This is a genomic window from Bacillus methanolicus MGA3, assembly GCF_000724485.1.
Taxonomy (GTDB): Bacteria; Bacillota; Bacilli; order Bacillales; family Cytobacillaceae; genus Bacillus_Z; species Bacillus_Z methanolicus_A.
On the sequence record NZ_CP007739.1, the window covers coordinates 2,959,458 to 2,983,364 of the forward strand.

The following is a 23,907-nucleotide window of genomic DNA, read 5'->3' on the forward strand; positions in this document are numbered from 1 at the left end:
TTCTGTCAGCGATATCCTGAAACGCTTCATGCATCACCCGCTCCGTCAACATAGGAGAAGGCGGCTTATTAAAGGTGACTTGTGGAAAAGATTCCACTTTCGGTTCAGCGGAACCAACATCAACTTGTCTATTTCGTCTTCTAAAAGATCAAACATTTCATTATATCGAGCGGAAATGCTATTGGCTGATACACCGTATTTCTCAGCAAGCTCTTTCTGAGTATAGCTGTAGCTTGTCGGAACAACCATTGACATTAAGTATTGCAAAGCTGCAACATAGATAGATGGGTTTTGAATCCGCTTGTTCGTTCTTCGGCAAAATTCAGCCCATAAAATAATGCCCGCGTCGATAAACGGCCGAAGTTCTCCGATATTTTCCATTTCTTCTTCAAACATATAGGCCACTTTCCGATTGGAATCATGTTTCCAATCGAACGCATCAATTTCAATCTTTTCAGCTGCTTCGGGAGCATGGTTCATAAGTTCAAGAAAATAATCAATCAAAAATTCTTTCTCGTCCTCATAACCGGAAAGAGCAAATTCTTTTTTCACAAACTTCTCATAGGCGGCCAAGGATTCATGCGGTAAATCAAAGCAGTTAGGGAAAGGGTAATAATTTTCGCCAAAAGGAAGCAAAATAGCAAAGACATATGCTCCTTTTTCGTAGTCCTTCATCATTTCAAAAAGGTTTACTGTGAATCTTTCTTGCCGCAGCGTATCTTCGATAACAAGATGATTTTCTTCAACGGCTGCGATTTTTCCGGCAACAAGCTCCGGATCGGCCCATGACCGGAGAATTTCTTGCAGCCTTGGACGTTTTATTTTCAGCACCTGTTGAGAAATAAAATATTCCATGATCGTCTTGCCGTCATCAAGCGGTTCAAAAGAAGTAAACCAAAACTTGTGAATAAATTCATAAAATTCTTCTTCGGTTTCATCAAGAATAATGAGCATTTCACGCTGAAATTCATAATCCTCTAATAGTTCACTCTCAAAGTTAAACAAAGCAAAATCAATAATTTGCCTTTGAAGGTTTAGCAGCTCATTTTCGAGAACTTGATTAATCGAAACTGTCTCTTTTGCTCCGTGGCACTTTTTATATTTCTTCCCGCTTCCGCATGGACACGGATCATTCCGTCCTATTTTTCCGTTCACCGGTATCCTCCCCGTTTTCATAGAATAATGGCGATATTCTACCGCTCTCATGAACTTTTTCTCATATCATATCAAACATTAATAGTTTCGACAGCCTTTCCATAAAATAAAACATAATATGAGGCTGGCCCAAAAGCACCCTTTATTAGTAAATATTGAACACATGATCAACGTTATTTTTAGCAAATACTAATGGAAGCCAAGCACGGATAGGTCAGCCTCCTAAAAAAACACCTCCATATACAAGTGCTCCCGCAATGACGTAAGCAGGATGGACCTTCCATTTTTCCATTAAGAAAAAACTGGCCACACCGATAAATAATGTCTGCCAAATGCCTACGCTTTCATAAGAAGAAAATAAAAAATCGTACGTCATAATGCCGAAAAGTACCGCGATCACCGGGCGAACAACGATTGTCATCCCTTTAACCTTTGGCGATTCTTTAAATTTCATTAACAATCCGAGCAATGCAAGCATGAGGATGAGAGATGGTGCTGCAGTTGCAAACACGCCAACTGCGGCTCCAAGAACACCGGCCTGTTCATACCCGATGTAGCCGGCAATTTTCGTCGCAATCGGACCCGGAAGCGAATTTCCAAGCGCCATCACCTTGCTGAACTCATGAACGGACAGCCAGCCGTAGCGGTCAACCACTTCATTTTTAATAAGCGGAATGGAAGCCGGGCCGCCGCCATACCCGAGAATTCCCGGTACGAAAAAAGCCCAAAAAATTTTTAAATAAATCATATTGAACTTTTCTCCTTATTGCCTTTATCACTTGAACGTGAATCTTTCTTTAAAAGCGCACCTAATAATGACGCAAAAATGATAATAGCAGGATGAATGTTTATAAATTCCATTAAGATTAAACTTCCAATGACAAAAAGGAGTGTCCATACCCAGCCAAGTGTCGATTCCCATGATTTTTTTATATATTCCCACGTTAAGGCCGCAAGCATGGCAGCTACCACAGGTATAACAGCAGCTGCCATCCCTTTTACCCATGGTTGGTCTTTATAAGCATTCAATACGTTTAAAAGCAAAATCATCAGAATAATCGTCGGAACCGTTGAAGCAACTAACGCATTCAACATGCCGATCATCCCGCCAACCCGATAACCGATATAGCCTGCCAGCTTCGTCGCAATTGGCCCTGGCAAGGCATTCCCGAGCGCCACTATGTCTCCAAATTCATCCGAATCCATCCATTTATACTTATCAACAACTTCTTTATGAACGAGCGGAATCGCTGAAGGGCCGCCGCCGTATCCAAGCATGCCGACTCTGAAAAATGCTAAGAAAATATCCAGTTGTTTCATGTATGTATCACCTTTTTTCGCCATTTCCCGAAATAAGGAAAAGTGCTATGCTACTTATCATTATACAGAAAATCATTTCTATATGCCGAATCGATTTTGAAGCGAAAAGATGTTCCAGTATTGATAGGCAGCTTCTTTCCTTACAATAATAAAGAAAGGTAATCGAACATGAAACCGGCTGCTTCTAAAATAAAACGGGGAGCTGATCTTAAGCAAAATCAGCTCCCCGCGGGGACCCATTAATGTGCTTCAATCAAGCCGTAGCGGCCGTCTTTTCGCTTATAAACAATGTTCGTCCGGTTTGTTTCCGCATTAGTGAACACGAAAAAGTTATGGCCCAACAAGTTCATTTGCAGGATCGCTTCTTCACTGTCCATCGGCTTTAAGTCAAAGCTTTTTTGGCGGACAATTTCAAGCTCGTTTTCTTCCTCCGCTGCCGGAGCTTCCGGCTCTTCCACCATAGTGGCAAATAAAGAATTCACACTGCCTTTTTCACGTAATTTACGGTTCACTTTTGTTTTGTGTTTGCGGATTTGACGTTCCAATTTATCAGCAATCAAATCAATCGCTGCATACATATCTTCATGCACTTCTTCAGCTCGAAGTACAATATTAGGCATTGGAATGGTAACTTCAACTTTCGCTGATTTATCACTATAAGTCCTTAAATTTACATGTACGTTTACTTTGGGAGTTTCTGCAAAGTAGCGTTCCAATTTGGAAATTTTCTTTTCTACATACTCCCGAATTGCAGGAGTTACTTCAATATTTTCACCACGAATTTTGAAATTCATAAGTGAATCCCCCTTTTCTTAACAGTTGCGGTTCTAGGATGAAAAACCAAAAGGCTTACCCAATCAACCGCACCGTCTTAAATAGTAAGACGTTGTAAGTACATTTCTATATTACCCATTCAAATACCTGCTAAAACATTTGAAAATTATTGTCGAATCGTTGACAAATTGATTTTTAATAAAGGGAGGAGACTTCTGCTGAGCCTGTAAAAATTAAGAAGAGGCCGTCTTAAAAACCTGAGGGTCAGACCCCATAGCACAATATATAGGACATAATGTTGGATAAATGTGCTATATATTGATAATACACATGGGGTCAGACCCTTTAGAGACAGCCTCGAAAAAACCGCCTATTTTCGTTTATCGTAAAAAATACCGTCGATAAATAAAGAATTGTATGGATTCTCATACTTGTTCGTTGATTTTTTCTTTCGGTTGAGTTCCTTTATATCTTTTTGAATTAAAATCTTTTCCTTAAACAAAAGGTCATTTAGTTTCTTGTTTAATGCAATTGTGGCAGCACCAATTTCTTTTTCCTCATTAGAAAAAGGTGGAGCGATTTCTGCTATTAATTGCTGTCGTTTTTCAAGCAGCTCGGTTGTTTTTTGGATTTTTTCATCACGGCTTGCGCTGCTTTCCAGAAACTCGATCAGCTGAACCGTAAGATCGCGGAATTGCCGAACAGCACTCACTACACTTGACCGCCTTGCGCAAATTGCTTTTGGCGATTCACTTGAATCACCTGTTTCCACGTATCTCGAAACTCGGTTACAAGCCCTTCCACTTCATCAAGGATGGCTGCATCATTTTTTACATTCGCCTCAATTAAGCGGCGATGTATGTAATCATAAAGAGCCATCATCTGTTTAGAGATGTCAATGTCCATGTTTAAGGTAACCATAAGCTCTTGGATGATCTTTTGTGCTTTTAATAAATTGGTATTTCGATCCTCGATATTTTTTTCTTCCATCGCTTTTTTTGCTAAGTGAATGAATTTTAGACAGCCATTGTATAGCATTAAAGTCAACTCGCCCGGTGATGCGGTGTTGACTGCGTTCTGCTGATAAGATTGGTAAGGATTGTTTATCGCCATCTTGTGCACTTCCTTTCTGTTTTGCTTTAGCTTAAAGCAAGCTTATTTATGAAGCTTGTCAGGGGCTAAAACTTATGAATTACCGCCAAATCGTTGGCTTAAAAATGCCATTTGTTCGTTTGAACGCTGGATTGCTTGTTCCATGGCGGTGAACTGGCGCCAATAGCGATCCTCGATTTGAGAAAGCCTGTCCTGAAAACGGCTGATTTGCGAATTAACATCGTTTAACTGCTTTCCAATACTGAACTGATTATTCGTTTTTAAAGAATTCCCTGCTTTTTGAATAATACTGTCCATCGATTGTTTCAACGTATCGCGTAAACGGCGGGCCAATCCTTTTGACTGATAATCCGTGCCATCATTTGCAAATAACTGGTAGACAGCATTTGGGTCTTTTTCAATCGCTTCCTTTAACTTCCCTTCATCAATGATCAGCTTTCCGCCTTCAAGATAGTTGCTGGATGTCGAAATGCCGATTTCCGACAGTTGGTCGTAATCGTTATTGATGTTATCCGTATCAGTGCCAACTTTTGTATATAAATCCATACGCATGGAGCTTAATGCGCGTGACAGGATCGAATCATTTCGAAGCAACCCGCTGCGGGCCTTTTCCTCCCACATTTCAATTTGTTTTTCAGTCATTGATTGTTTTTGTTCATCTGTCAAAGGTGTGTAATCCCGGTAGCGTTCTTCCTTTAGTTTGTTATTGATTTTTTCAATAACTTCATTATATTTATCAACAAACGTTTTGATGTTGTTAAAAATTGCATCCACATCAGTTGAAGTAGAAACCGTAACCGGTGTACCGCCTGTAGTGCCTTTTATTGTATATTGGATACCGTTTATCGTGAACGTATTAGAGGTTTGCTTCATTTGATAGCCGTTTATTTTTATGGTTGCATCAGCACCGGGCTTGTCTTTTGCTAACAAAAATCCATCATTTGATCCATTTCCATCAATATCAATATCTGAAGGCACATCAAATCCCAGATCAATTAAAAATTTCTTTGTAGGGTCATCAGTTGCAACAATCTCCCCGCCGGCGCCTGTTTTATTGGATGTAAAAATGACCCGATTCCCTTCTCCGTCAATATTAGCTCTCATTGCGGATACACCGAGGCCTGAACTGTTAATTCTTGATATAACGGTATCAATAGAATCTCCGGCATAAATTTTAAATGTAACATCCCGATACGTAGAAGTGCCCGGATCTTTCACTTTAAATTTTAGTTCCGTTTCCGCTTTAACTTTTATGGTATTATCTGCGGCAGTTTCAAATGTTGTGGATGTTCCACCGCCATTAACATCCCCAGCCGCTTTCCAAGAAGCAGCTTCAGCAAGATTCACCACTTCAATTGTGTTAGACACATTCGATGCGGAACTAATAGCGACGGCAGATACCGCATTTTCGTTTGAAGAGGAAACTTTTTTTGCGATAAAAGATTTTTGCAAATATACGTTATTAAAAATTGTTTGATCAAGGCTTTGGAGCAGCGTATTCATTTCCCGATAATCATCGCGCTGCCATTCCAAATACTGTTTCTTTTGCGTTAACTTATCAAGCGGCATCCGTTCCGCTTTCATTAAATCACCGACAATCTTGTCAATATCCATCCCGCTCGCAAGTCCGCCAATCCGCATAGTACTACTCATAGGCATTCACTCCGTTAAATTTTTTTGTCAACGACAAGTCCAAGAAATTCCGTCATCGCTGCGTAAATATCGAGCAGCTTTTTTGGCGGTATTTCTTTTATCACTTCCTGGGTCCGGTCATTGATTACCTTTACATAATATTCGTTTAATTTATCGTGAAGGACGAATTTTATTGAAGTATGAGCTGGTTGGAGGAATTCGTTCAAACTCGAAACGATATCTTCCAGTTTTTCCTTTATGCGCTCCGTTTTCACCTGTGGTTCTGTTTCTTTTTCTCTATTAAAATCCGTCTGAATTGCTTCACTTGATGATTGGATTTGTTCAGTTGTTCTAGATGTCAAAGTTACAGGTTGGGATGATACTCTTTCAATCATACTAATCCCCCTAAGAAACATCTAAATAAACTATTATTTATATCGGCAATACAACCAAATTTTTAAGAAGATCTTTTATATACCTACTTTTTTATCTATAATAAAAATATAGAACATATGTTCGTTTCAAGGATGATGAGTATGGAAGGGATCTTTAATCAATTTTCAATTAATGAAATAAACATTTTAATTGCAAGCATAATAGCAGATGGGGAAATCACAAAACTTTGCCCAGGGAGCAGACGAAAAAATAATAGCTATCGAGAACATTTTGGTATGGAGCAAAAAGAATACAGAGAGTGGAAAGAATCCTTTTTCAACGGTTTTCTATACATAAGGCCTAATAGTCAGTACCTTGTTTCGAAATCCGATCCACTTTTTACTAAATTGTATCCTTATTTTTATTGCGAAAGCGGGAAGAAACAAATACCTAAATCACTTTTATCATATTGCACACATCCGCTTTTTCTCACTGTTCTTTATCTAGATGATGGATCATTAAGTATTACAAAGAGAGTAAATAAAAAGAAACGTCTTATCTATCTTTCGCCTCATATTTATCTTTATCTGCAAAACTATCCAAAGAACGAATTAGCTATTTTACAAAATCATATTTGTAATAATTTCGGTTTTAAATTTGTCTTAACAAAACGAAAAGACGGATTTGGATATGTAATGAAATTAACAAAAGTGAATGAAAGCATCAAATTTCTTAATCTTATTTCTGAGGCAGCCAAGGAATGCACTGGAATGGAATACAAACTAGATTGGGAGAAACGACTATTAATAGAAACTAAAAAGCTAAATAAAATTTCCCTGGGTTTAAGGTAATATCCTCGGACTCAGACCGCTGGAGAAATTATTTAGACAAAGATATTGATCAGATGATTTATTTAAAACAAAACGGTTACACTGACAAAGAAATAGCTAAACGATTAAATCGCACATACTGGTCTGTTGTTTATAAACTTAGAGAATTAAGAAAGGATGGATGTCTTTAAATGACACCCATCCTTTTGGTTTAAAATTAACGAAGAAGTTGAAGAACTCCTTGTGGTTGTTGGTTGGCTTGCTTTGCCGCTGTACCTTTCGGTGACAGAATAGACTATATCTTCATCCTTAAAATAGTTAAGGAGCCGGGCACTTCGAACAGCTTGCGCTGCCCTACGAGATTCATAGTCATAGCAATTGCCTTAGACCGTATTCTCTAGTCGTTGAACCTTCTCCACCCTTTCGGGACAGGAGCTTGGCTGCTGATTATCCATTGTATCATCTTCATCGTTTTCATACCGTCACGCTTACCGTTTCCAGTTACGTTGTGGTCGATGAAGCTTTAGGAAGTTCCAGCAATTCACCCAGTCATACTCCAGCCCGTTGCCAGACTGGACGCCCTCTAATCAATTACCTTAAGAGTTGTAACACTCCCTGAGGCAGTTGATTCGATTGAGCCAACATAGCTTGCGCTGCTTGTGCAAGAATTGAATTTTTAGTTTGTTCCATCATTTCTTTCGCCATCGTGCGAACATTTGCTTTCACAAATGACTAGACTACATCTTCACCCTCAGCTTCACCTGTTCGGGGTCGGGCACTTCGGATTCACAATGTTGGAACTCCATTGTTTCACCTACGGATTTCATCATCATAGCTCTCGCCTTAGATGGTCTATCCTAGTCGTTGAACCTTCTCCACTCTTTCGAGACAGGAGCTTGGCTGCTGATTGCCCAATCTTTCTTCTTTTCAACCCATCACGTTTGTTGTTTCCAACTCCGTTGTGGGGAAGAAAGCTCTAAGGGGTTCCCAGCAATTCACCCGATGATTATCACTAGCCGTTACCAGCTAGGACGACTGTGCTTGTCACTGCTTATGCAGCTAAAGCATAATCTACGTCACGGATACGAGACTCAGAAGCTGTTAAGTTCTCAGCTGATGTACCTAAGTTGTTGATTGTGTGCTCTAGACGGTTTTGGTAAGCACCCAGTTTAGAACGTTCTGCAGATACTTTTTCAATTGCTTTATTTATCGTTGTAATGGAATCATTAGCTCCAGCTTGGGTTGTTACATCTATATTTTGAACTCCTAAAGCTGTAGCACGCATATCATTAATAGAAACTTCCATGTTTTGGTCTTCGTTAGCACCGATTTGCATTTTTAATACATTGTCCTTATTTACAGTTATTACTCCATCGTTTAAAGAGTTGTTTATATTGCTGCTTCCTGTATCACTTTGTACTCCGTCATTACCCGATGTAAAGTTTTTAGAGTTAATTCTAACGGTACCGTCACCCTCTAATGTGACACTAGCATTATCACCCTTAACCATAGATGTTAAAGTTAATGTAGTACCACTTAGAGAAGCAGTTACACCAGATTCAGCACTTTTTGCGTTAATTTTATCTACTAAACCTTGCATAGTATCAGCATCTGCTACAGCTATACTTACACCATTTACATAAATATTCCCCGTAGCAGTAACTGCATTTGCATCACTTCCTAAATCAATTGATACAGTCGCAGCTGTATCAGTATTAACTGCTTCAACTGTTAAACCTTCAGCATTGTTAGTTGTTCCCTTTAAGGTTAATGTATTTCCCTTACCAACTGCTGTTGCACCGTTAATTGTTCCTGTTGCATCAGTTCCAGCAGCAGATAGTGTAGTTACTGAAGATAAACCAATGTTGCTTAGGGATACACCAGAAGTTTCACTAGAAATGTTAATTGTTGCTTCAGAACCAAACTCTATGGTTTCCAATACTAATCTTTGACTTCCAGCTGCAGTGTTCTGTTGAACAGCCGCACGTACCCCTGTGGAATTAGATACAGCATTTATTTTTGATGCCACTTCTCCCAAGGTATCATTTGCTGATAAAGATATGGATGTTCCATTAATGTTGATTATTTGAGCATTTGTAATACCACTTGCTGTAGCTATTGCATTACTCGTTAGAGTTGCACGTGTAGCAGCAGTAAAATCAACAGTATAGACTCCAGATTTAGTGTCAGATGTTGTTGATACACCCTTAAGTGCCGCAGAATTACTACTAACTAGACTTGTTCCAACTCCACCATTCAAAAGTGTCTTGGTGTTAAATTCAGTGGTGTTACCAATTCTGTCAATTTCCTCAATTAACTGATCCATTTCTTTTTGTATTTCTTTTCTATCTGATTCAGTTGCTGTATCGTTAGCTGATTGTACCGCTAACTCACGCATACGTTGAAGAATACTGTGGGTTTCATTTAAAGCTCCCTCAGCTGTTTGAATTAATGAAATACCATCTTGAGCATTTCGGCTAGCTTGCTCTAAACCACGGATTTGTCCACGCATTTTTTCAGAGATTGCTAGACCTGCTGCATCATCACCAGCACGGTTGATGCGTAGACCAGAAGATAATTTCTCCATTGATTTGCTTTGTGCAGTAGATGCAGCAGATAACTGACGATACGTGTTAAGTGCTGCAATGTTGTGATTAATTCTCATTTCATTTTTCCTCCTTGATTTTTACTCCCACATCCATGTGGTATTTTGTGAACAGTAGCAAAGTCGGCCGCCTTTGTACCATTCAGGTTTACATTTTTAATATCGACCTTTTGTGACAATGTTTAACGATTAGAGGAAAAATTTTATTTATTTTGTTTAAAAAAGGTGCTTAAGTTATCTATTAAATTAGCTTCTGATTTTATCGCTTCATTATTTTCATTTTGAATTGACAGATAAATTTCTTTTCGATGAATATCAATGTTTTTCGGGGCGGTAATCCCTAGTTTTACTTGATCTCCGTCTACCGCAACTATCGTAATTTCAATCTCATCACCGATCATAATTGATTCTTTTATTTTTCTTGATAAAACTAGCATTATTTAACCTCCTGTTTCTGAGCTGTTGGAGGTTTGATGATAAAATGTCTTATGGAATAGTTGCTATCATTTAGAATATGCTGTTTACCTAGTTTTTTGTTTTGATTAATTATAACGGGTGCTTGGAGATTGGCAGTTGTTTGATTGAACGGCTCTCTCACCGTTAAGATCACGAAGACTGCTACATCCTTTTCTGCCTCAATTTTTAACGCTTCGATAACATCTTCAGATAAATCAAATTCATAGTCCGGAAACAGGCTGAAAGGATCGGCAATAATAAAGGCAACTTCTTTTGTATTAATGGATTGAAGAATAAGAAACGGTGTGTCTTCTAACGGAAAGATATAAAATTCTTTTTCATCTAAAAACCCCGGTATCCCATGATCGAATTTAATAATTTCTTCTTTAACAATCTCTTGTTCGCCATGAAACTTTGTCTGTATTTTCATTTTTCCACCACTTTACTCTTGAAATAGGTTCACAAAATCAATTTTTAAGGAGTTACGCTGAAGAATTTCTGTACTTACTTTACCTGGTGTATATTCGTGAATAGGTTTTCTGATTTCTGCTTCGATTTTTGGTTTTTGCGGTTTTACATCAATATTTACTTTTGCCGGGTCGTATTGGATTTTCACACTGAAATACGATGGAATCCAGCCGATGTTAAATTGCTTTGGAGTACCCTCACTGTTTTCTTTTGCCTGATCGGCGATCGGATTTCCACCGTTTTCAATTTTCATTAACTCTGTTCCCTGTCTTGCTCTTCTTTCAAGACCTTTTAGCCAGTCCTGGTAGCCATTTTGCGCAAATTCCTCAACTCGTTTGAAAATGCTTTTTAGATCCATATCTTCCCTAGCTTTTGTCTGATCAATGGTCAGCTTTCCAGGAATCGTTTCAATCTCGAGGATCGCCGGCGGTTGCTCAATCTTTAAGATAGCCGGCGGCTGTTCAATTTTCTGTACCGGCTTTTCAATGTTTAAGCCTATTTTCATAAACGTTGACTCAAGCCGTATTTGTGGTATCCGCATAATTTCACCTCTTCATAGAGAAAAAAGCTATCTAAAAGATAGCTTTATCATTTTCTAGCGGGATGAACCCACCTATTGTATGGTAAAAATCCTGTACCAATGGCAGTTTTACCTTATCTTAAAAAGTCAACTAACGTTGGCTGAATAATTCTTGAACCGACACTAAGTGCAGCACGATGTACGCTTTCTTGAGTCGTTAATTCCATTATAGCTTTTTCGATATCAATATCTTCATTGTCGGAAAGAATTCGAGATGAGAAAACTTCCTGCTGAGAGAGACGATCTTCCATCAATTCGACCCGATTCTGTTTTGCCCCTACTTGAGCACGGGCAGCTAAAAATTTGTCTATGTTTGCATCTATTTTTCCAAGGAAATCTCCAATTGAAGGATCATTGTTTTCCAAAGCATTAATCAATCCTTGAATATCACCATTATTATCATCCAGCATGTCTTTAAAGAGAGGTGCTCCTTCAATATTGACCGGTATTTTAATTCCGGAAAAAACTTCAAGTTCGATTGTTCCTGTAGTATAGCCTGTAACGGACGGCCGTTCATTTGTTTTTGTTCCATTAAAGATGTACTTTCCGCCAACCTGTGTATCACCGATATCTCGAAGATGCTCCTTCAACTGTTTGACTTCTTCGGCAATCGCTTTCCGCTGATCTTCTTCGAGCGTTCCGTTGCTTGCCTGTACGGTTAACTCTCTAATTCGCTGCAATGCCAATACTGCTTTATCAAGAGCATCATCCGTACTGTCGATCCAGTTCTTTACCTCACCAATGTTTCGCTGGTACTGCTTAATGCGGTTTAAGTCCGTTCGATAGTTCATACCCAACATGGCAGCAACCGGATCATCAGATGGTTTGGTGAACTTTTTTTGTGTTGATATTTGGTCTTGGAGTTTTCCAAGCCGGTCATAGCTGTTGCTCAAGTTGCGAAGCATATTATTCGTCAGCATCGATTGTGTGACACGCATATTACTTCACCGCCTATCTTCCAACGATACCCATACCGTTGATAATTTTATCCAGCATTTCATCAATCACAGTAATATTCCGAGCTGAAGCATTGTACGCATGCTGGAATTTGATCATATTTGTCATTTCTTCATCTAAAGAAACTGAACTGATCGATTGCCGGTTCTGATCGACCGTGTCGGCCAGTATTTGTGAGTTTTTTGCATCTTTTGCAGCACTTTGGGAGTCGACGCCAAGTTTTCCGATGATACCTGCGTAGAATGTATCAATATTACCTATCAGTCCACTAGGAAGTGTCTTTCCCGCCTGTTTATAAAAGTCATAATCTTGAAAACTCTTAGTTTTAAGGTCCGCAAGAATTTGAGCGTTTTTATTGTCGCCTGAGTTTCCACTATCTGCCCCTGCTGCAATAAGACTAGGATTATTTTTTATTTCATCGCTCACTTTAATTGACTGAGCAGGATTAGCTGGATCAACAATTTCAAAGAAATCTTTTTTATTCGCATCTTGTTTAGGAGGCAATTCATTTAGAGCGAACCCTCTTTGATGGTAATAGTTAAATTCATTCACAAACGCTTCTGTCATTTTGTTCAGCTTATCCAGCATTTCCGGATAATAACCTTTGTTATCAGTTCCGGATTTATAGCCATAGCTTTCAATCAGTCCGGCTAATTGACCCGAAAAAGTAAAATTGGTGATTTCTGTAATCCCGACTTTTACTTTTGTAATAAGTCCATTGATGTTGTCCGGGTCGGGGTTGGTACCATCATTTTCATCAACGATTTCAAGATTGTTTGTGCTCATCATTCCGGTCGATTTGTCGACACTGACTAAAGTAACAGGAGGACTAAAAGATTTTCCGTCTTCCTGGACAATTTCAATATTATAAAGCCCTTCGGCAATTTCCATTGCATTGCCATAGTTGTCTGGTTTAACATTTGTTACCTTGATATTAATTAATTTTGAAAGTTGGTCTACGAGTATGTCCCGTTCATCGTAAAGATCGTTTGGCAAATATCCGTTTGGTTCCACCTTGGAAATTTGTCGGTTTAGACTATCGATTTGAGAAACGAGAGCATTAATTTCTTTTACTTTCACGCCGATTTCGTGTCCAATATCATGCTGGACTCTCGATAGTGAGTTGTAATAATAATTTAATGTATCGGCAACCATTTGGCCGCTCGCTGCCACAACATCTCGTGCACCTGAGTTTTCTGTATGGCTCGCAAGGTCTTGAAGAGAATTCCAGAATTTTTCCAAAATGCTTTGCAATCCGCTTTCAGATGGTTCGTTCATGATCTCTTCCATTTTTGTTAAAGACTCGCTTAACGTCCCATGGTAACCTACTTTGCTCATTTCAACACGGTATTGAAGATCTAGGAAACTTTCTCTTATCCGCTGTACCGACCCAGCCTCTACTCCTGTTCCCATCTGTCCTGGCAAATTCGGCCTGTTCATCCCGATAGAAGGGTATGGAGTCGTTTGCTGGAAGTTTACTCTTTGGCGGGAATATCCCGGTGTATTGGCATTGGCAATGTTATGTCCGGTTGTATATAATGCACTTTGCTGGGTGAACATCCCGCGGCGAGCGATTTCCAGTCCCATAAAGGTTGAACGCATTATCGTTCCTCCATTCTGCTACACTTTTGAATTAAAGATACCTTGAGGAATTTTTGAATGATGATGTTTATCAGTCGGAGGACTGTAAGTAAAAAACTCCGGCTGCGGGTTTATTAGATTCATAGAAAAGTTTACGAACTGCAGGGAATAATGGATCATTTGCTGATTTAAAAAATTTCGTTCTTTCAGTTCAAGAACCGTTTCCATGAGCTGATTCGAAAGCTCAAGGAGCCGGTCATGCTCTTCACCTTTTAAAACACCCAGACAGTCGGTCACTGTTGGATTTTCCACTTGAGGCAATAGATTTGATGCTGCAGCCTGGCGTTCCTTTTCTATTTTCCCAATCGCCGTAATGTGCACTTGCTCTTCTTGAAGCAGTTTGTTCAGGGAGTTGATATCCCCTTGCTTTATAATTTCTGTTTTCTTAACAGCAATTTCATACAAGCTTTTATGGAGCTTCAACAATTTTTCCATCGATGCCGTTAGAGATTGAAAGGACATGTTTATCCCTTCCTTTTTTCATTATTTATTAAAATAAAAATTCACGATACTTTTCGCAATTTCTTTTGGATTCGGTTTATAAGTACCGTTTTCAATTTGCATTTTTAGTGCATTTACTTTTGCTTGCCGTTCTTTTTCGAATTGCGAAACTTGCTGAAGCTCTTTGGCAGCTTCGGAAATTTCAACTTTATCCGCTTTCTTGCCGGCTGCTCTTTCCACTTGGTTGAGCTTATCCATTTGCCGCTTATAAGGATTGACTCCTGACGGTCCAAAGTTATTGATTTTCATCATTTTCCCTCACTTTCGCTCCGAACATTGCTTTAATTCTATTATCGGATAAAAGCGGCTGATTTTTTAATATTAATTTTAAAATTACTTCTTTCAGCCTAAAATGGGAAAACGGATTTAAAAAAAAGCCGTATGCACTTGCATACAGCTAGAATTCACGTTTGCGGTATCTTGCATCCATGGCGAGATATGTGGCTTGCTTTTCTCTTTTTTCAATTTCGCGTTTTCGCTCCTCTTCGGCTTCATGCAGCTCAAGCTCTTTGCGGAGCTCTTCTTTGCAATGATTACAAAGTTTTCCTTCCCTGATTATTTTCCCGCACTTGTCGCACGGATATCCCAGATTTGGGAATTGGGTTAATATTAAACGGCCGGTTCGGATAAATTTAAAAAGCAGTTCCTCTTCGACCCCGGTTGCCTCAACCACCTGCTGAATTGTGGCTGCCCGGTTTTCCCGTTTCCGGATAAACCGATAGACGGTTTCATACGCTTTTTCTTCTTCTTTCCAGCAATTTTGGCATATATCACGAAATTGATTTTTAACAAAAATTCCACCGCATTTAGGGCAATTAGCTAGCTCCCCCATCCGGTTTCTCCCCCTGTCGAAAAATATCTCACTTTATTATATCTTGTCGAAATAAGGAAAGAAATGAAAATTATGAGACAATTATCCGCGCGCGAGAGTAAACGAAGTGACAGATGCCGCTCCCGCTTCTTTCAAAATTTTTGCAGCATGTCTGATTGTTGAGCCGGTCGTGTATATGTCATCGACTAATACGATCTTTTTATTTAATACAGAACAGCCAGGATCTAATTGAAACACCTGAGAAAGATGAATCCTTTCGTTTCTCGATTTTTTCGATTGTTTTTCGGCGTGAACACGGGTCAATACATTTGCCGGAGTAAAACCTGATACTTTGATTAATGCTTCCGCTTGATTAAAACCCCGTTCATACAGGCGTTCTCCGCTTAAAGGGATCGGAACAAGGAGATCATAGTTCATCTTCAAAAGTTTTTCTTGCAACGGTGCGGCGAATACTTTCGATAGAGCGTAATCACCGCGAAACTTATAACGGGCAATCACTTCTTTTAAAAAATGATTGTAGTTATAAAGGGAATTATTTTTCTCAAGAAAGCCGTGCCACTCCGAATCTTCTTCCCAGCGGATACAGTCAAAACAAAGATCCGCTTGCCGATATTGTTCTTCGAGGTGCTCAAATGGCCTGCTGCACAGTCGGCATGTTTCACCCTCGATAACAGAAAATCGGCCAAGACAAGTTTGGCACGCAACAGTTTTCATTTCTTTTTCAAATAATGCCTGCCAGCCTGCAACAGGCACAATTTCCTCAAGGCAGATGAAACATAAGTCATTTTGAAAAATCTTCATCCATCTACTAGCCCCTTTTTTCTCGCTTCTATGTTCATCCGAATGATCTGGTTTCTCGCTTTTACCATCGTTTTTGTTTTTCCGTAATGAAAAAACGTTATGGTGCCGTTCGGATAATCGGCACTCCTTCCCACCCTGCCGGCGATTTGCACAAGGGCGCTTTCTGTAAAAATTCGATCTTCAGATCCAAGAACGGCTGCATCGATATTTGGAAAAGTTACCCCTCTTTCGAGAATGGTCGTCGTTAATAAAATAGGAGTTTTTTGATTACGCATTGCTTGTACTTTTTCCTTTCGCTCAGGGTCTTCTGCATGGACAGATTGAATATCGGGGTGAAGTTTTTGAAGAAGAGGAAGGATTTTTTCCATCAATTCGATTTGGGGAACAAACAATAATGATTGTTTATTGCTCTGAAGACGCTTTTCAATCCATCGGAGTACATTATCAGGCAGACGGTTCTTTTGCAATTGCTTTTGCCAGTTGCCGCACCAGACAAATTCCGGGACAGGGAGTGGATGGCGGTGATAGCGTGCCGGAATCGTGACAAAATTTCTTTTGCCGAAGCGGCACTCTCGCTGCCATTTTTCGTTCGGGGTAGCGGTAAGATAAATCATCGAGGAATCTGGCTTTCTTGACTGCTTGACTGCATATTGCAAAGTTTTATCAACCGAATAAGGAAAGGCGTCGACTTCGTCAAGGATGACTGTATCAAAGGCCTTGTAAAAGCGAAGAAGCTGATGGGTCGTTGAAATGGTTAACGGGGCGTTGAGATGGCGGTCTTCGCTTCCTCCGTAAAGAGCAGCAACTGGGATTTCGGGAAAAACAGCTTTTAAGCGCGGGGTGAGTTCGAGGACAACATCGGTTCTAGGAGTTGCAATGCAAACCCGTTTTCCGGCTGACAGTGCTTCGTTTATTCCGGCAAACAATACTTCAGTTTTTCCGGCGCCGCAGACGGCCCAAACTAGAAGGTCTTCGTTCTTTTGCACCGCTGTTACAACTTTTTCCGAGGCCGTTTGCTGGCCTTCCGAGAGTGTTCCTGTCCAAACTAACGGCGATTCGTACAGTTTCGTCTTAATATTGGGGCCAGTCCAGTTGATGAGCGGAGTACACTCACTTATCCTGCCCATCATGATACAGTTGCGGCAGTAGGTGCATTCCTCTTGACATCGAGCACAAGGAAAAACAGCAAACATGCGGGGATCGTTATTGCCGCACCGTTGGCAAATTGTGAGTTTTCCGTTTGTTTCGAGGCCTTTTCGGTACATCACATACCCATTTTCATAGTGTTCTTGAATTTCAGCAATTGTGAAAGGAATTTCGTCTATTAAAAGTTGTTTCCCTATGAGGATCTTTTGCAGCTCTTCGTTAGGAGAAAAAGATGGATTGAGAGGCTGCAACTGGAGATTTTTGCAGCGGGAGATAGGAAGAGTGCTGACAGATTTTTTGAGACAATAGGAAGGAATGAGCTTATTTTCGATAAAAGCAAATCGCAAAAGACCACCTCCTCTACAAGTCATTAATTTTCATTTTGGTTGGCCGCTTTTGTCCGTTCACCCAACAGTTCAATCGCACCGCGGTGCCGGTCAATAACAACTTCTAAATGTTTAAATTGGCTGCGGGCTTCGATCCTTGTGTTATCAATTTCTCTCATTAGGCTGCCATAATAGAAGGCAACTTCTTTCCGCATTTCAGACTGTTCAGTCATGATTGCACCAGTATCTTTCCGCATTTCTGACTGTTCAGTCATGATTGCACCAGTATCTTTCCGCATTTCGCCTTGTTCAGTCTTGATCGCACCGATTTCTTTCCGCATTTCGCCTTGTTCAGTCTTGATCGCGCCGATTTCTTTCCGCACTTCTGCCTGTTCAGTCTTGATCGCACCGATTTCTTTCCGCATTTCGCCTTGTTCAGTCTTGATCGCGCCGATTTCTTTCCGCACTTCTGCCTGTTCAGTCTTGATCGCACCAATTTCTTTCCGCATTTCTGACTGTTCAGTCTTGATCGCACCGATTTCTTCCCGCATTTCACTCTGTTCAGTCTTGATCGCGCCAATTTCTTTCCGCATTTCTGACTGTTCAGTCTTGATCGCACCGATTTCTTCCCGCATTTCACTCTGTTCAGTCTTGATCGCACCGATTTCTTCCCGCATTTCACTCTGTTCAGTCTTGATCGCGCCGATTTCTTTCCGCATTTCTGACTGTTCAGTCTTGATCGCACCGATTTCTTTTCGCATTTCTGACTGTTCAGTCTTGATAATACCGATTTCTTCCCGCATTTCTGACTGTTCAGTCTTGATAATACCGATTTCTTTTCGCATTTCTGACTGTTCAGCTTTGATTTCACCAATCTCTTTCCGCATTTCGCCCTGTTCGGCTTTAATTTCACCAATTTCTTTCCGCATTTCATTTTGTTCAAGGGCAATTTCATCAAACCGTTTATTCATTTGCTCCATGAATTGTTTTAATAATGCTTCCAATGTTCTCACCTCACTTTTCCCATTAGTATAGCACATGATGCGCCTCGAGAATTGCGTCATCAAATACAAATTTCGATAAAAAAACACCGCCCTGACTTTGACAGAACGGTGCATACTTTGAATTTTTCACCCAACCAAGCAGCGACATATGTGGCAGCAAGTTAACATACGATTATTTTTTCACCCAGCCAAGCCCCATGGAACCTTCGCCGAGATGTGTTCCGATTACCGGACCAAAATAGCTGATCATGAACTCAACGTTTGGAAATTGTGCTTCAAGCTCAGCTTTCCACTCTTTCGCTTCTTTTTCGCGGTTGCCATGGATGATAGCTGCTTTATAAGCCTCTCCGCTTTTTACATCTTCAGCTAGCAATTCGACGATTCGTTTCATTGCTCTTTTGCGTGTGCGGATTTTTTCAAACGGAACAATCACCTTATCAACAAAATGCAAAAGCGGTTTTACTTGAAGAAGACTGCCAATGATTGCCTGGGCGCTTGACAGCCTGCCGCCCCGCTGCAAATGGGACAAATCGTCGACCATGAAATAAGCGCGGCTGGATTGCTTCATTTCATTCAATCTCGCTATAATATCTTGAGGATTTTTCCCTTGCTGCGCCATTTCGGCAGCCTCCAAAGCATAAAAACCTTGAACCATGCAGCTGATTTCCGAGTCAAATGGATAGACCTTAATATTGTCAACCATGTTTCCTGCTGTCACAGCTCCCTGATATGTTCCGCTTATTCCGCTTGATAAGTGAATGCTGATCACTGCATCATATTCTTTTGCTAGTTTTTCGAACAGTTCCACAAACTGTCCAACCGGCGGCTGGGAAGTCGTTGGAAGCTCTCTACGCTTCACTTCTTCATAAAACTGTTCTGCGCTAATCTCAATTTCCTCTTGATAGGATTCGTTCCCGAAAATCACACTTAATGGGATCATATATATGTTGTATTTATCACGTAATTCCTTTGGGATGTACGCCGTACTATCTGTGACAACTGCAGTTTTTATCATAATAGTACCTTCCTTTTTTCTCCTACTTTTTTCATATTTTTCATTTTAAATGAAATTCTTTTAATTTGCATATAGAAAGGAAGGAAAATAGAGAATTCTCTTTAAAAAGAGATCATGAGTCGGTTCAAATGATTTATGATCCAATTCCGACAACTTATGATCCACTTCCCATTCTTCAAGCACCTGCATCGTCGATTTTCACCCACATGTAAATATTTCGACAAAGTTCGAGCGCACCACTTATGATGTCTCAAAAAATGAGGGGCTTTCTATCTATGAAAGCCCCTCATTTTTTATCGTACCTCAACCCAGCCGTTTTTGATCGCTACTACAACGGCTTGGGTACGGTCATTTACATTCATTTTTTGCAGGATATTGCTGACATGGTTTTTCACGGTTTTTTCACTGATGAACAGTGCTTCTCCGAAGCCGAGGTTGCTTTTTCCGTCTGCCAACAGCTGAAGCACTTCACATTCGCGGCGGGTCAATAAATGAAGCGGGCGGCGGATTTCACCGTTGGGCGGATAAGATTCCCCGTTTCCGGTTTCGGTTGCCAGCCTGCGATATTCTTTTACTAAATTGTGGGTAACTTTCGGATGGATATAAGATCCGCCTTCAGCTACAACCTTAACGGCTTCAACGAGTGCATCTGCATCCATTTCCTTCAGCAGGTAGCCGCTCGCACCTGTTTTCAATGCATGGGTTACATAGTTTTCATCATCGTGAATCGATAAGATTATAACGCGTGATTCCGGATATTTCTCAATTAATTGTTGTGTTGCCTCGATCCCATTTGTATGAGGCATATTAATATCCATGATGACAACATCCGGATGATATTGTTCAACGAGATGAATGGCGTCTTTTCCATCATCTCCCTCGGCCACAACTTCAAATGATTTTTCAAAATCTAATATTCTTTTTACCCCTTCTCTAAAAAGTTGGTGATCATCAATTATCACAATTTTTGTAGTCAATCCAATTCGCCTCCCTTGTTCTTTCGGTTATCTCTTTTTTTACTTCAATGGTACTTGTATGATGATAACCGTACCGGCACCTATTTTAGAATGAATCGAGATTTCGCCTTCAAGCAGATCTACCCGTTCCTTCATTCCAAGGATGCCAAACGATTCAGGCTTCTTCTCATTTGTATCAAAACCTTTTCCATTATCCTTTATTACAACGTTTACATGTGATTTATTAATCTCCAATTTCACTTGAATTTCACTTGCATCAGCGTGCTTCAAAGCATTTTGGACAGATTCCTGCACAAGGCGGAAAAGTGCAACCTCGTATTTTGCTGGTAATCTTTTATCTTCACCTATGTTAAAAAAATAAATTTTTGTCCTATTATGATATTCTTCGATAGTCTGCAAATATTTTCTGAGGGTAGGAACGAGGCCAAGGTCGTCAAGTGCCATTGGACGCAAATCGTAAATGATTCGCCGCACCTCGTACAGAGCAGATCGAACCATCCGCTTTAAATTGCGGATTTCATCGATCGCTTCTTCTGCACTTCTTTCCTTATATATGCGTTCAATTAAATCAGAACGCATCATCACATTGGCAAGCATTTGCGCCGGTCCGTCATGAATTTCTCTGGACAGCCTCTTTCTTTCTTCCTCTTGGGCTTCGATAATTTTCAGGCCAAAATCCTGTTTTTGTTTTGCATTTTCCAGCACTTCTCCCACTTGCTTTAAATCACTCATTAAATAATTTAAAACAATCGTTATTTGCGAAATAAGATAATCTGCCCGTTCAATCGTCTCCGTTAGGCCAGCGAGCCTGCGTTCAATTTCATCTCTGCGCCGCCTCAGTTGTTTTTCCAGCTGCCGATTCATCGTAAGGTCCATTTGGAGGTTGTGCGCCTTTTCATAGGCATCTCGGACCTCTTCTTCTGTATAATCTTTAAAATGCATGCTCACTTCGGAAAGGCGCTTTCTTGCAAGGCGGGCTTGAACTTCAAGCCTGTCCCCCTCAGCAATCGTTTGAAGAACCATTTGTTTTACATCTTTTAGTTCATCAGTCAAAGTTTCATAGTCTTTGCGGCATTGCTCACTGATTCGAAAAATTTCATCTTTGCTGTTTACAACGGTGTCAATCATTTTTTCAAGAATTTGATCTAGTGTTTTCGTATCAAAATTTATCGCTTTCATAAATCTTCCTCCAAGGGTAAAAAAACCCTTTCGGTTTGTACATATTTTATCGTGAATAAATGCAACATACTATCTAGCTGCAAGAAAACTTTCACAAAACAGGCTAATTTCAGTCAAAAAGCACAGTTTTGCATATTCCGCATAAGTCTTATTTCCTATATAATTATGATTAATTATGACTTTTATTAGGGTCCATTTTCCCCAGAGAAAATATTTTTCTAAAAAAATATTGTTCCTCTCTTAGAATATCTAATATTATACCATGACAAAAATCTTGCTATATTAAAGTTTCTTTACAATGCGTTAAAAAGTGCGTGAAAAGAATTTTGTCGATTTATAATAAATAAAGTGTTGAATTTTAAGAAGCATTTCAGAAAGGAGTGATTTGATGGTGCTGCCCTATTACTATACAGTCAAAGGATACGGGGAACATGAAATCGTCATCGAGAAATCCCGTTTTATCGCACATGTTTCTCGTGCCGAGACGGAAGAAAAAGCACAGGAATTCATTCAATCCATTAAGAAAAAACATTGGAATGCAACCCATAATTGTTCAGCCTATCTGATCGGTGAGAATGACCAGATTCAAAAAGCAAATGACGACGGCGAACCCAGCGGCACAGCAGGTGTTCCCATTCTCGAAGTATTAAAAAAGAAAAAATTAAAAGATACAGTTGTCGTCATAACTAGATATTTCGGCGGAATAAAATTAGGTGCAGGAGGGCTGATTCGAGCTTACGGCAAAGCAACTTCTGAAGGCATCGAAGCCACGGGTGTTGTAGCCAGAAAACTAATGCGGGTTATGCATACAAAGATTGATTATACATGGCTTGGAAAAATTGAAAATGAACTTCGCTCCTCTGTTTACACGATAAAAGATATCCATTATGAAGATAAAGTGGAGATTGAAACCTTTGTTGAAGAAGGCCAAAAAAATGCTTTTTCCGATTGGATGATCGAACTGACAAATGGCCAGGCAGAGATCCGCCAAGGTGAAATGCTTTATTTGGAAGAACCTATTTAACCTTCCTAATAATTTAATATTTACGAAAGCTTTGATTTTCGATAAAATTAAGTGTCATCGTTTTGAAAAAAAGAACTAAAACAATTCACAAAGTAGGGATAAAAATGTCTGTTTCTAGATCAGTAAGGAGGAAAAAGAAAAAACTGCGCGTCATGCGCTTGTTTGTTTTACTTTTTGTCTTTTGTTTAATTGGAGGCGGATCTTATTTTGCCTACGATATTTTATACAACGCCAAAAAAGCATCAGATAGTATTTTCCAAGAATTAGATCCAAAAAAAGTTGCCAATTATAGAGACGAAGATATTAAAATAACAAAGGATCCTTTTACGGTTCTGCTTGTAGGGGTTGACAACCAAGGGGGCGGTGGAAGATCGGATGTCCTTATGCTGGCTACAGTCAATCCAAAAACAAAAGAAGTTTACCTTTTAAGTATTCCGAGAGACACAAGAACATATCTCCCTGAAGTTGGATATGAAACAAAAATCAACCATTCATATAGCCATGGCGGAATTGAAGCAACAATCAACGCCGTAAGCAAATTGCTTGATATCCCGATTGACTATTATATTACGACTAACTTTAAAGGGTTTGAAGATATTGTAGATACACTAGGCGGAGTAACTGTTGATGTTCCATTTACCTTTAAATCACAGCTGACAGACAGCTTGAAATGGAAGACGTTCTATAAAGGGAAAATGGAATTAAACGGGAATGAAGCGTTAGCGTATGTCCGAATGAGAAAAAAAGATCCAAAAGGTGATCTTGGCAGAAACGAACGACAACAGCAAGTTATTAAAGCGATTGTTGATAAAGGAACTTCGTTTTCTTCTATTACAAAAATAGATGACGTTTTGGAAAAATTGGGAGAAAACGTCAAGACCAACATACCTCCTTCTAAGTTTGCTAGTTTTATAAAATTATATACAGAATTAAAAAATAAAAATATCAAACACTTAGCCCTAGAAGGATATGATAGATATATTGACGGTGTGTATTATTATGTTCCTTCTGAAGAGTCAATAACAGAAGTTAGTTCGATATTGCGAAGTACTCTTGATTCTTCTACTTATACAGCCGAAGATCACTCTTCCCAGGCTAATCATGTGACAAATGAACATCAAAATAATTGGTAAAATGAATCTATTAGGGTCAGACCCCCTCCAACAAGGGGTCTGGCCCTATTATTTTTTTAAAAA

At 39.7% G+C, this 23,907-nt stretch carries 27 protein-coding genes; 3 read left to right on the forward strand and 24 right to left on the reverse strand.

What is annotated here, in order from left to right:
- Positions 1-45: 45 nt before the first annotated feature.
- The 8 genes from BMMGA3_RS14440 to flaG all read right to left on the reverse strand — a co-directional run bounded on the left by BMMGA3_RS14440 (position 46) and on the right by flaG (position 6,389).
- Positions 46-1,155, reverse strand: a complete 1,110-nt coding sequence (locus BMMGA3_RS14440) for a YecA family protein (RefSeq protein WP_003346422.1) — start codon at positions 1,153-1,155, stop codon at positions 46-48.
- Positions 1,156-1,369: 214 nt separating this feature from the next.
- The gene (locus BMMGA3_RS14445; RefSeq protein WP_003346424.1) at positions 1,370-1,903 is read right to left on the reverse strand and encodes a chromate transporter; all 534 of its coding nucleotides are present in this window, start codon (positions 1,901-1,903) and stop codon (positions 1,370-1,372) included.
- Positions 1,900-2,475, reverse strand: a complete 576-nt coding sequence (locus BMMGA3_RS14450; protein ID WP_003346426.1) for a chromate transporter — start codon at positions 2,473-2,475, stop codon at positions 1,900-1,902. Before BMMGA3_RS14450 ends, BMMGA3_RS14445 begins: the two co-directional genes overlap by 4 nt.
- A gap of 239 nt (positions 2,476-2,714) precedes the next feature.
- On the reverse strand, positions 2,715-3,269 hold the full coding sequence (gene hpf, locus BMMGA3_RS14455) for a ribosome hibernation-promoting factor, HPF/YfiA family (RefSeq protein ID WP_003346429.1): 555 nt from the start codon (positions 3,267-3,269) through the stop codon (positions 2,715-2,717).
- A gap of 350 nt (positions 3,270-3,619) precedes the next feature.
- Positions 3,620-3,961 carry a flagellar protein FliT gene (locus BMMGA3_RS14460; RefSeq protein WP_003346431.1) on the reverse strand — a complete coding sequence of 114 codons (342 nt, stop codon included), beginning with the start codon at positions 3,959-3,961 and terminating at the stop codon, positions 3,620-3,622.
- The gene (fliS, locus tag BMMGA3_RS14465; RefSeq protein WP_003346432.1) at positions 3,961-4,362 is read right to left on the reverse strand and encodes a flagellar export chaperone FliS; all 402 of its coding nucleotides are present in this window, start codon (positions 4,360-4,362) and stop codon (positions 3,961-3,963) included. The genes BMMGA3_RS14460 and fliS overlap by 1 nt, the downstream gene beginning before the upstream one ends.
- A gap of 72 nt (positions 4,363-4,434) precedes the next feature.
- The gene (locus BMMGA3_RS14470; protein ID WP_003346435.1) at positions 4,435-6,015 is read right to left on the reverse strand and encodes a flagellar hook-associated protein 2; all 1,581 of its coding nucleotides are present in this window, start codon (positions 6,013-6,015) and stop codon (positions 4,435-4,437) included.
- Positions 6,016-6,029: 14 nt separating this feature from the next.
- Positions 6,030-6,389 carry a flagellar protein FlaG gene (gene flaG, locus BMMGA3_RS14475; protein ID WP_003346437.1) on the reverse strand — a complete coding sequence of 120 codons (360 nt, stop codon included), beginning with the start codon at positions 6,387-6,389 and terminating at the stop codon, positions 6,030-6,032.
- A 141-nt stretch (positions 6,390-6,530) separates the two neighbouring features.
- Here flaG and BMMGA3_RS14480 point away from each other — a divergent pair, with 141 nt between their 5' ends.
- Entirely contained in the window at positions 6,531-7,220 is a 690-nt protein-coding gene (locus BMMGA3_RS14480; protein WP_003346439.1) for an LAGLIDADG DNA endonuclease, read from the forward strand.
- A gap of 570 nt (positions 7,221-7,790) precedes the next feature.
- On the opposite strand, the gene BMMGA3_RS14485 is transcribed toward BMMGA3_RS14480, so the two are convergent.
- From BMMGA3_RS14485 to BMMGA3_RS14560, 16 genes are all read right to left on the reverse strand, one after another.
- Positions 7,791-7,904, reverse strand: a complete 114-nt coding sequence (locus BMMGA3_RS14485) for a flagellin (protein ID WP_318533207.1) — start codon at positions 7,902-7,904, stop codon at positions 7,791-7,793.
- A 346-nt stretch (positions 7,905-8,250) separates the two neighbouring features.
- Positions 8,251-9,864: a flagellin N-terminal helical domain-containing protein gene (locus tag BMMGA3_RS18610; RefSeq protein WP_003346445.1), complete on the reverse strand. Its 1,614-nt coding sequence runs from the start codon at positions 9,862-9,864 to the stop codon at positions 8,251-8,253.
- A 143-nt stretch (positions 9,865-10,007) separates the two neighbouring features.
- Complete coding sequence (gene csrA, locus BMMGA3_RS14495) at positions 10,008-10,241, reverse strand: carbon storage regulator CsrA (RefSeq protein ID WP_003346446.1); 234 nt, start codon at positions 10,239-10,241, stop codon at positions 10,008-10,010.
- Positions 10,241-10,690, reverse strand: coding sequence for a flagellar assembly protein FliW (fliW, locus tag BMMGA3_RS14500; protein ID WP_003346448.1), 450 nt, complete (start codon positions 10,688-10,690; stop codon positions 10,241-10,243). Before fliW ends, csrA begins: the two co-directional genes overlap by 1 nt.
- Before the next feature lie 12 nt (positions 10,691-10,702).
- Positions 10,703-11,269: a DUF6470 family protein gene (locus tag BMMGA3_RS14505; protein WP_003346450.1), complete on the reverse strand. Its 567-nt coding sequence runs from the start codon at positions 11,267-11,269 to the stop codon at positions 10,703-10,705.
- A gap of 113 nt (positions 11,270-11,382) precedes the next feature.
- On the reverse strand, positions 11,383-12,246 hold the full coding sequence (gene flgL, locus BMMGA3_RS14510; RefSeq protein ID WP_003346451.1) for a flagellar hook-associated protein FlgL: 864 nt from the start codon (positions 12,244-12,246) through the stop codon (positions 11,383-11,385).
- A gap of 13 nt (positions 12,247-12,259) precedes the next feature.
- Positions 12,260-13,867, reverse strand: coding sequence for a flagellar hook-associated protein FlgK (gene flgK / locus BMMGA3_RS14515; protein WP_003346453.1), 1,608 nt, complete (start codon positions 13,865-13,867; stop codon positions 12,260-12,262).
- 18 nt (positions 13,868-13,885) lie between these two features.
- A complete protein-coding gene (locus BMMGA3_RS14520) occupies positions 13,886-14,368 on the reverse strand; it encodes a flagellar protein FlgN (RefSeq protein ID WP_003346458.1) in 483 nt (160 codons plus the stop codon).
- A 21-nt stretch (positions 14,369-14,389) separates the two neighbouring features.
- Positions 14,390-14,656: a flagellar biosynthesis anti-sigma factor FlgM gene (gene flgM, locus BMMGA3_RS14525; protein ID WP_003346460.1), complete on the reverse strand. Its 267-nt coding sequence runs from the start codon at positions 14,654-14,656 to the stop codon at positions 14,390-14,392.
- Positions 14,657-14,804: 148 nt separating this feature from the next.
- Complete coding sequence (locus tag BMMGA3_RS14530; protein WP_003346462.1) at positions 14,805-15,239, reverse strand: TIGR03826 family flagellar region protein; 435 nt, start codon at positions 15,237-15,239, stop codon at positions 14,805-14,807.
- Between the two features lie 81 nt (positions 15,240-15,320).
- Entirely contained in the window at positions 15,321-16,040 is a 720-nt protein-coding gene (locus BMMGA3_RS14535) for a ComF family protein (protein WP_003346465.1), read from the reverse strand.
- The gene (locus BMMGA3_RS14540) at positions 16,037-17,533 is read right to left on the reverse strand and encodes an ATP-dependent helicase ComFA (RefSeq protein ID WP_003346467.1); all 1,497 of its coding nucleotides are present in this window, start codon (positions 17,531-17,533) and stop codon (positions 16,037-16,039) included. Before BMMGA3_RS14540 ends, BMMGA3_RS14535 begins: the two co-directional genes overlap by 4 nt.
- 23 nt (positions 17,534-17,556) lie before the next feature.
- A complete protein-coding gene (locus BMMGA3_RS14545) occupies positions 17,557-18,516 on the reverse strand; it encodes a hypothetical protein (RefSeq protein ID WP_038502316.1) in 960 nt (319 codons plus the stop codon).
- Positions 18,517-18,688: 172 nt separating this feature from the next.
- Positions 18,689-19,528 (reverse strand): DegV family protein, encoded by an 840-nt coding sequence (locus tag BMMGA3_RS14550; protein ID WP_034669156.1) that lies wholly within the window; start codon positions 19,526-19,528, stop codon positions 18,689-18,691.
- A 296-nt stretch (positions 19,529-19,824) separates the two neighbouring features.
- A complete protein-coding gene (locus BMMGA3_RS14555; RefSeq protein WP_038502319.1) occupies positions 19,825-20,508 on the reverse strand; it encodes a response regulator in 684 nt (227 codons plus the stop codon).
- Between the two features lie 39 nt (positions 20,509-20,547).
- Complete coding sequence (locus BMMGA3_RS14560; protein ID WP_003346477.1) at positions 20,548-21,687, reverse strand: sensor histidine kinase; 1,140 nt, start codon at positions 21,685-21,687, stop codon at positions 20,548-20,550.
- A 391-nt stretch (positions 21,688-22,078) separates the two neighbouring features.
- Between BMMGA3_RS14560 and BMMGA3_RS14565 the strand changes: the two genes are divergently transcribed.
- Together BMMGA3_RS14565 and BMMGA3_RS14570 are read left to right on the forward strand one after the other, a co-directional pair.
- Positions 22,079-22,711, forward strand: coding sequence for a YigZ family protein (locus tag BMMGA3_RS14565; RefSeq protein WP_003346479.1), 633 nt, complete (start codon positions 22,079-22,081; stop codon positions 22,709-22,711).
- Positions 22,712-22,815: 104 nt separating this feature from the next.
- Entirely contained in the window at positions 22,816-23,844 is a 1,029-nt protein-coding gene (locus BMMGA3_RS14570) for an LCP family protein (protein WP_034669139.1), read from the forward strand.
- Positions 23,845-23,907: the final 63 nt, after the last annotated feature.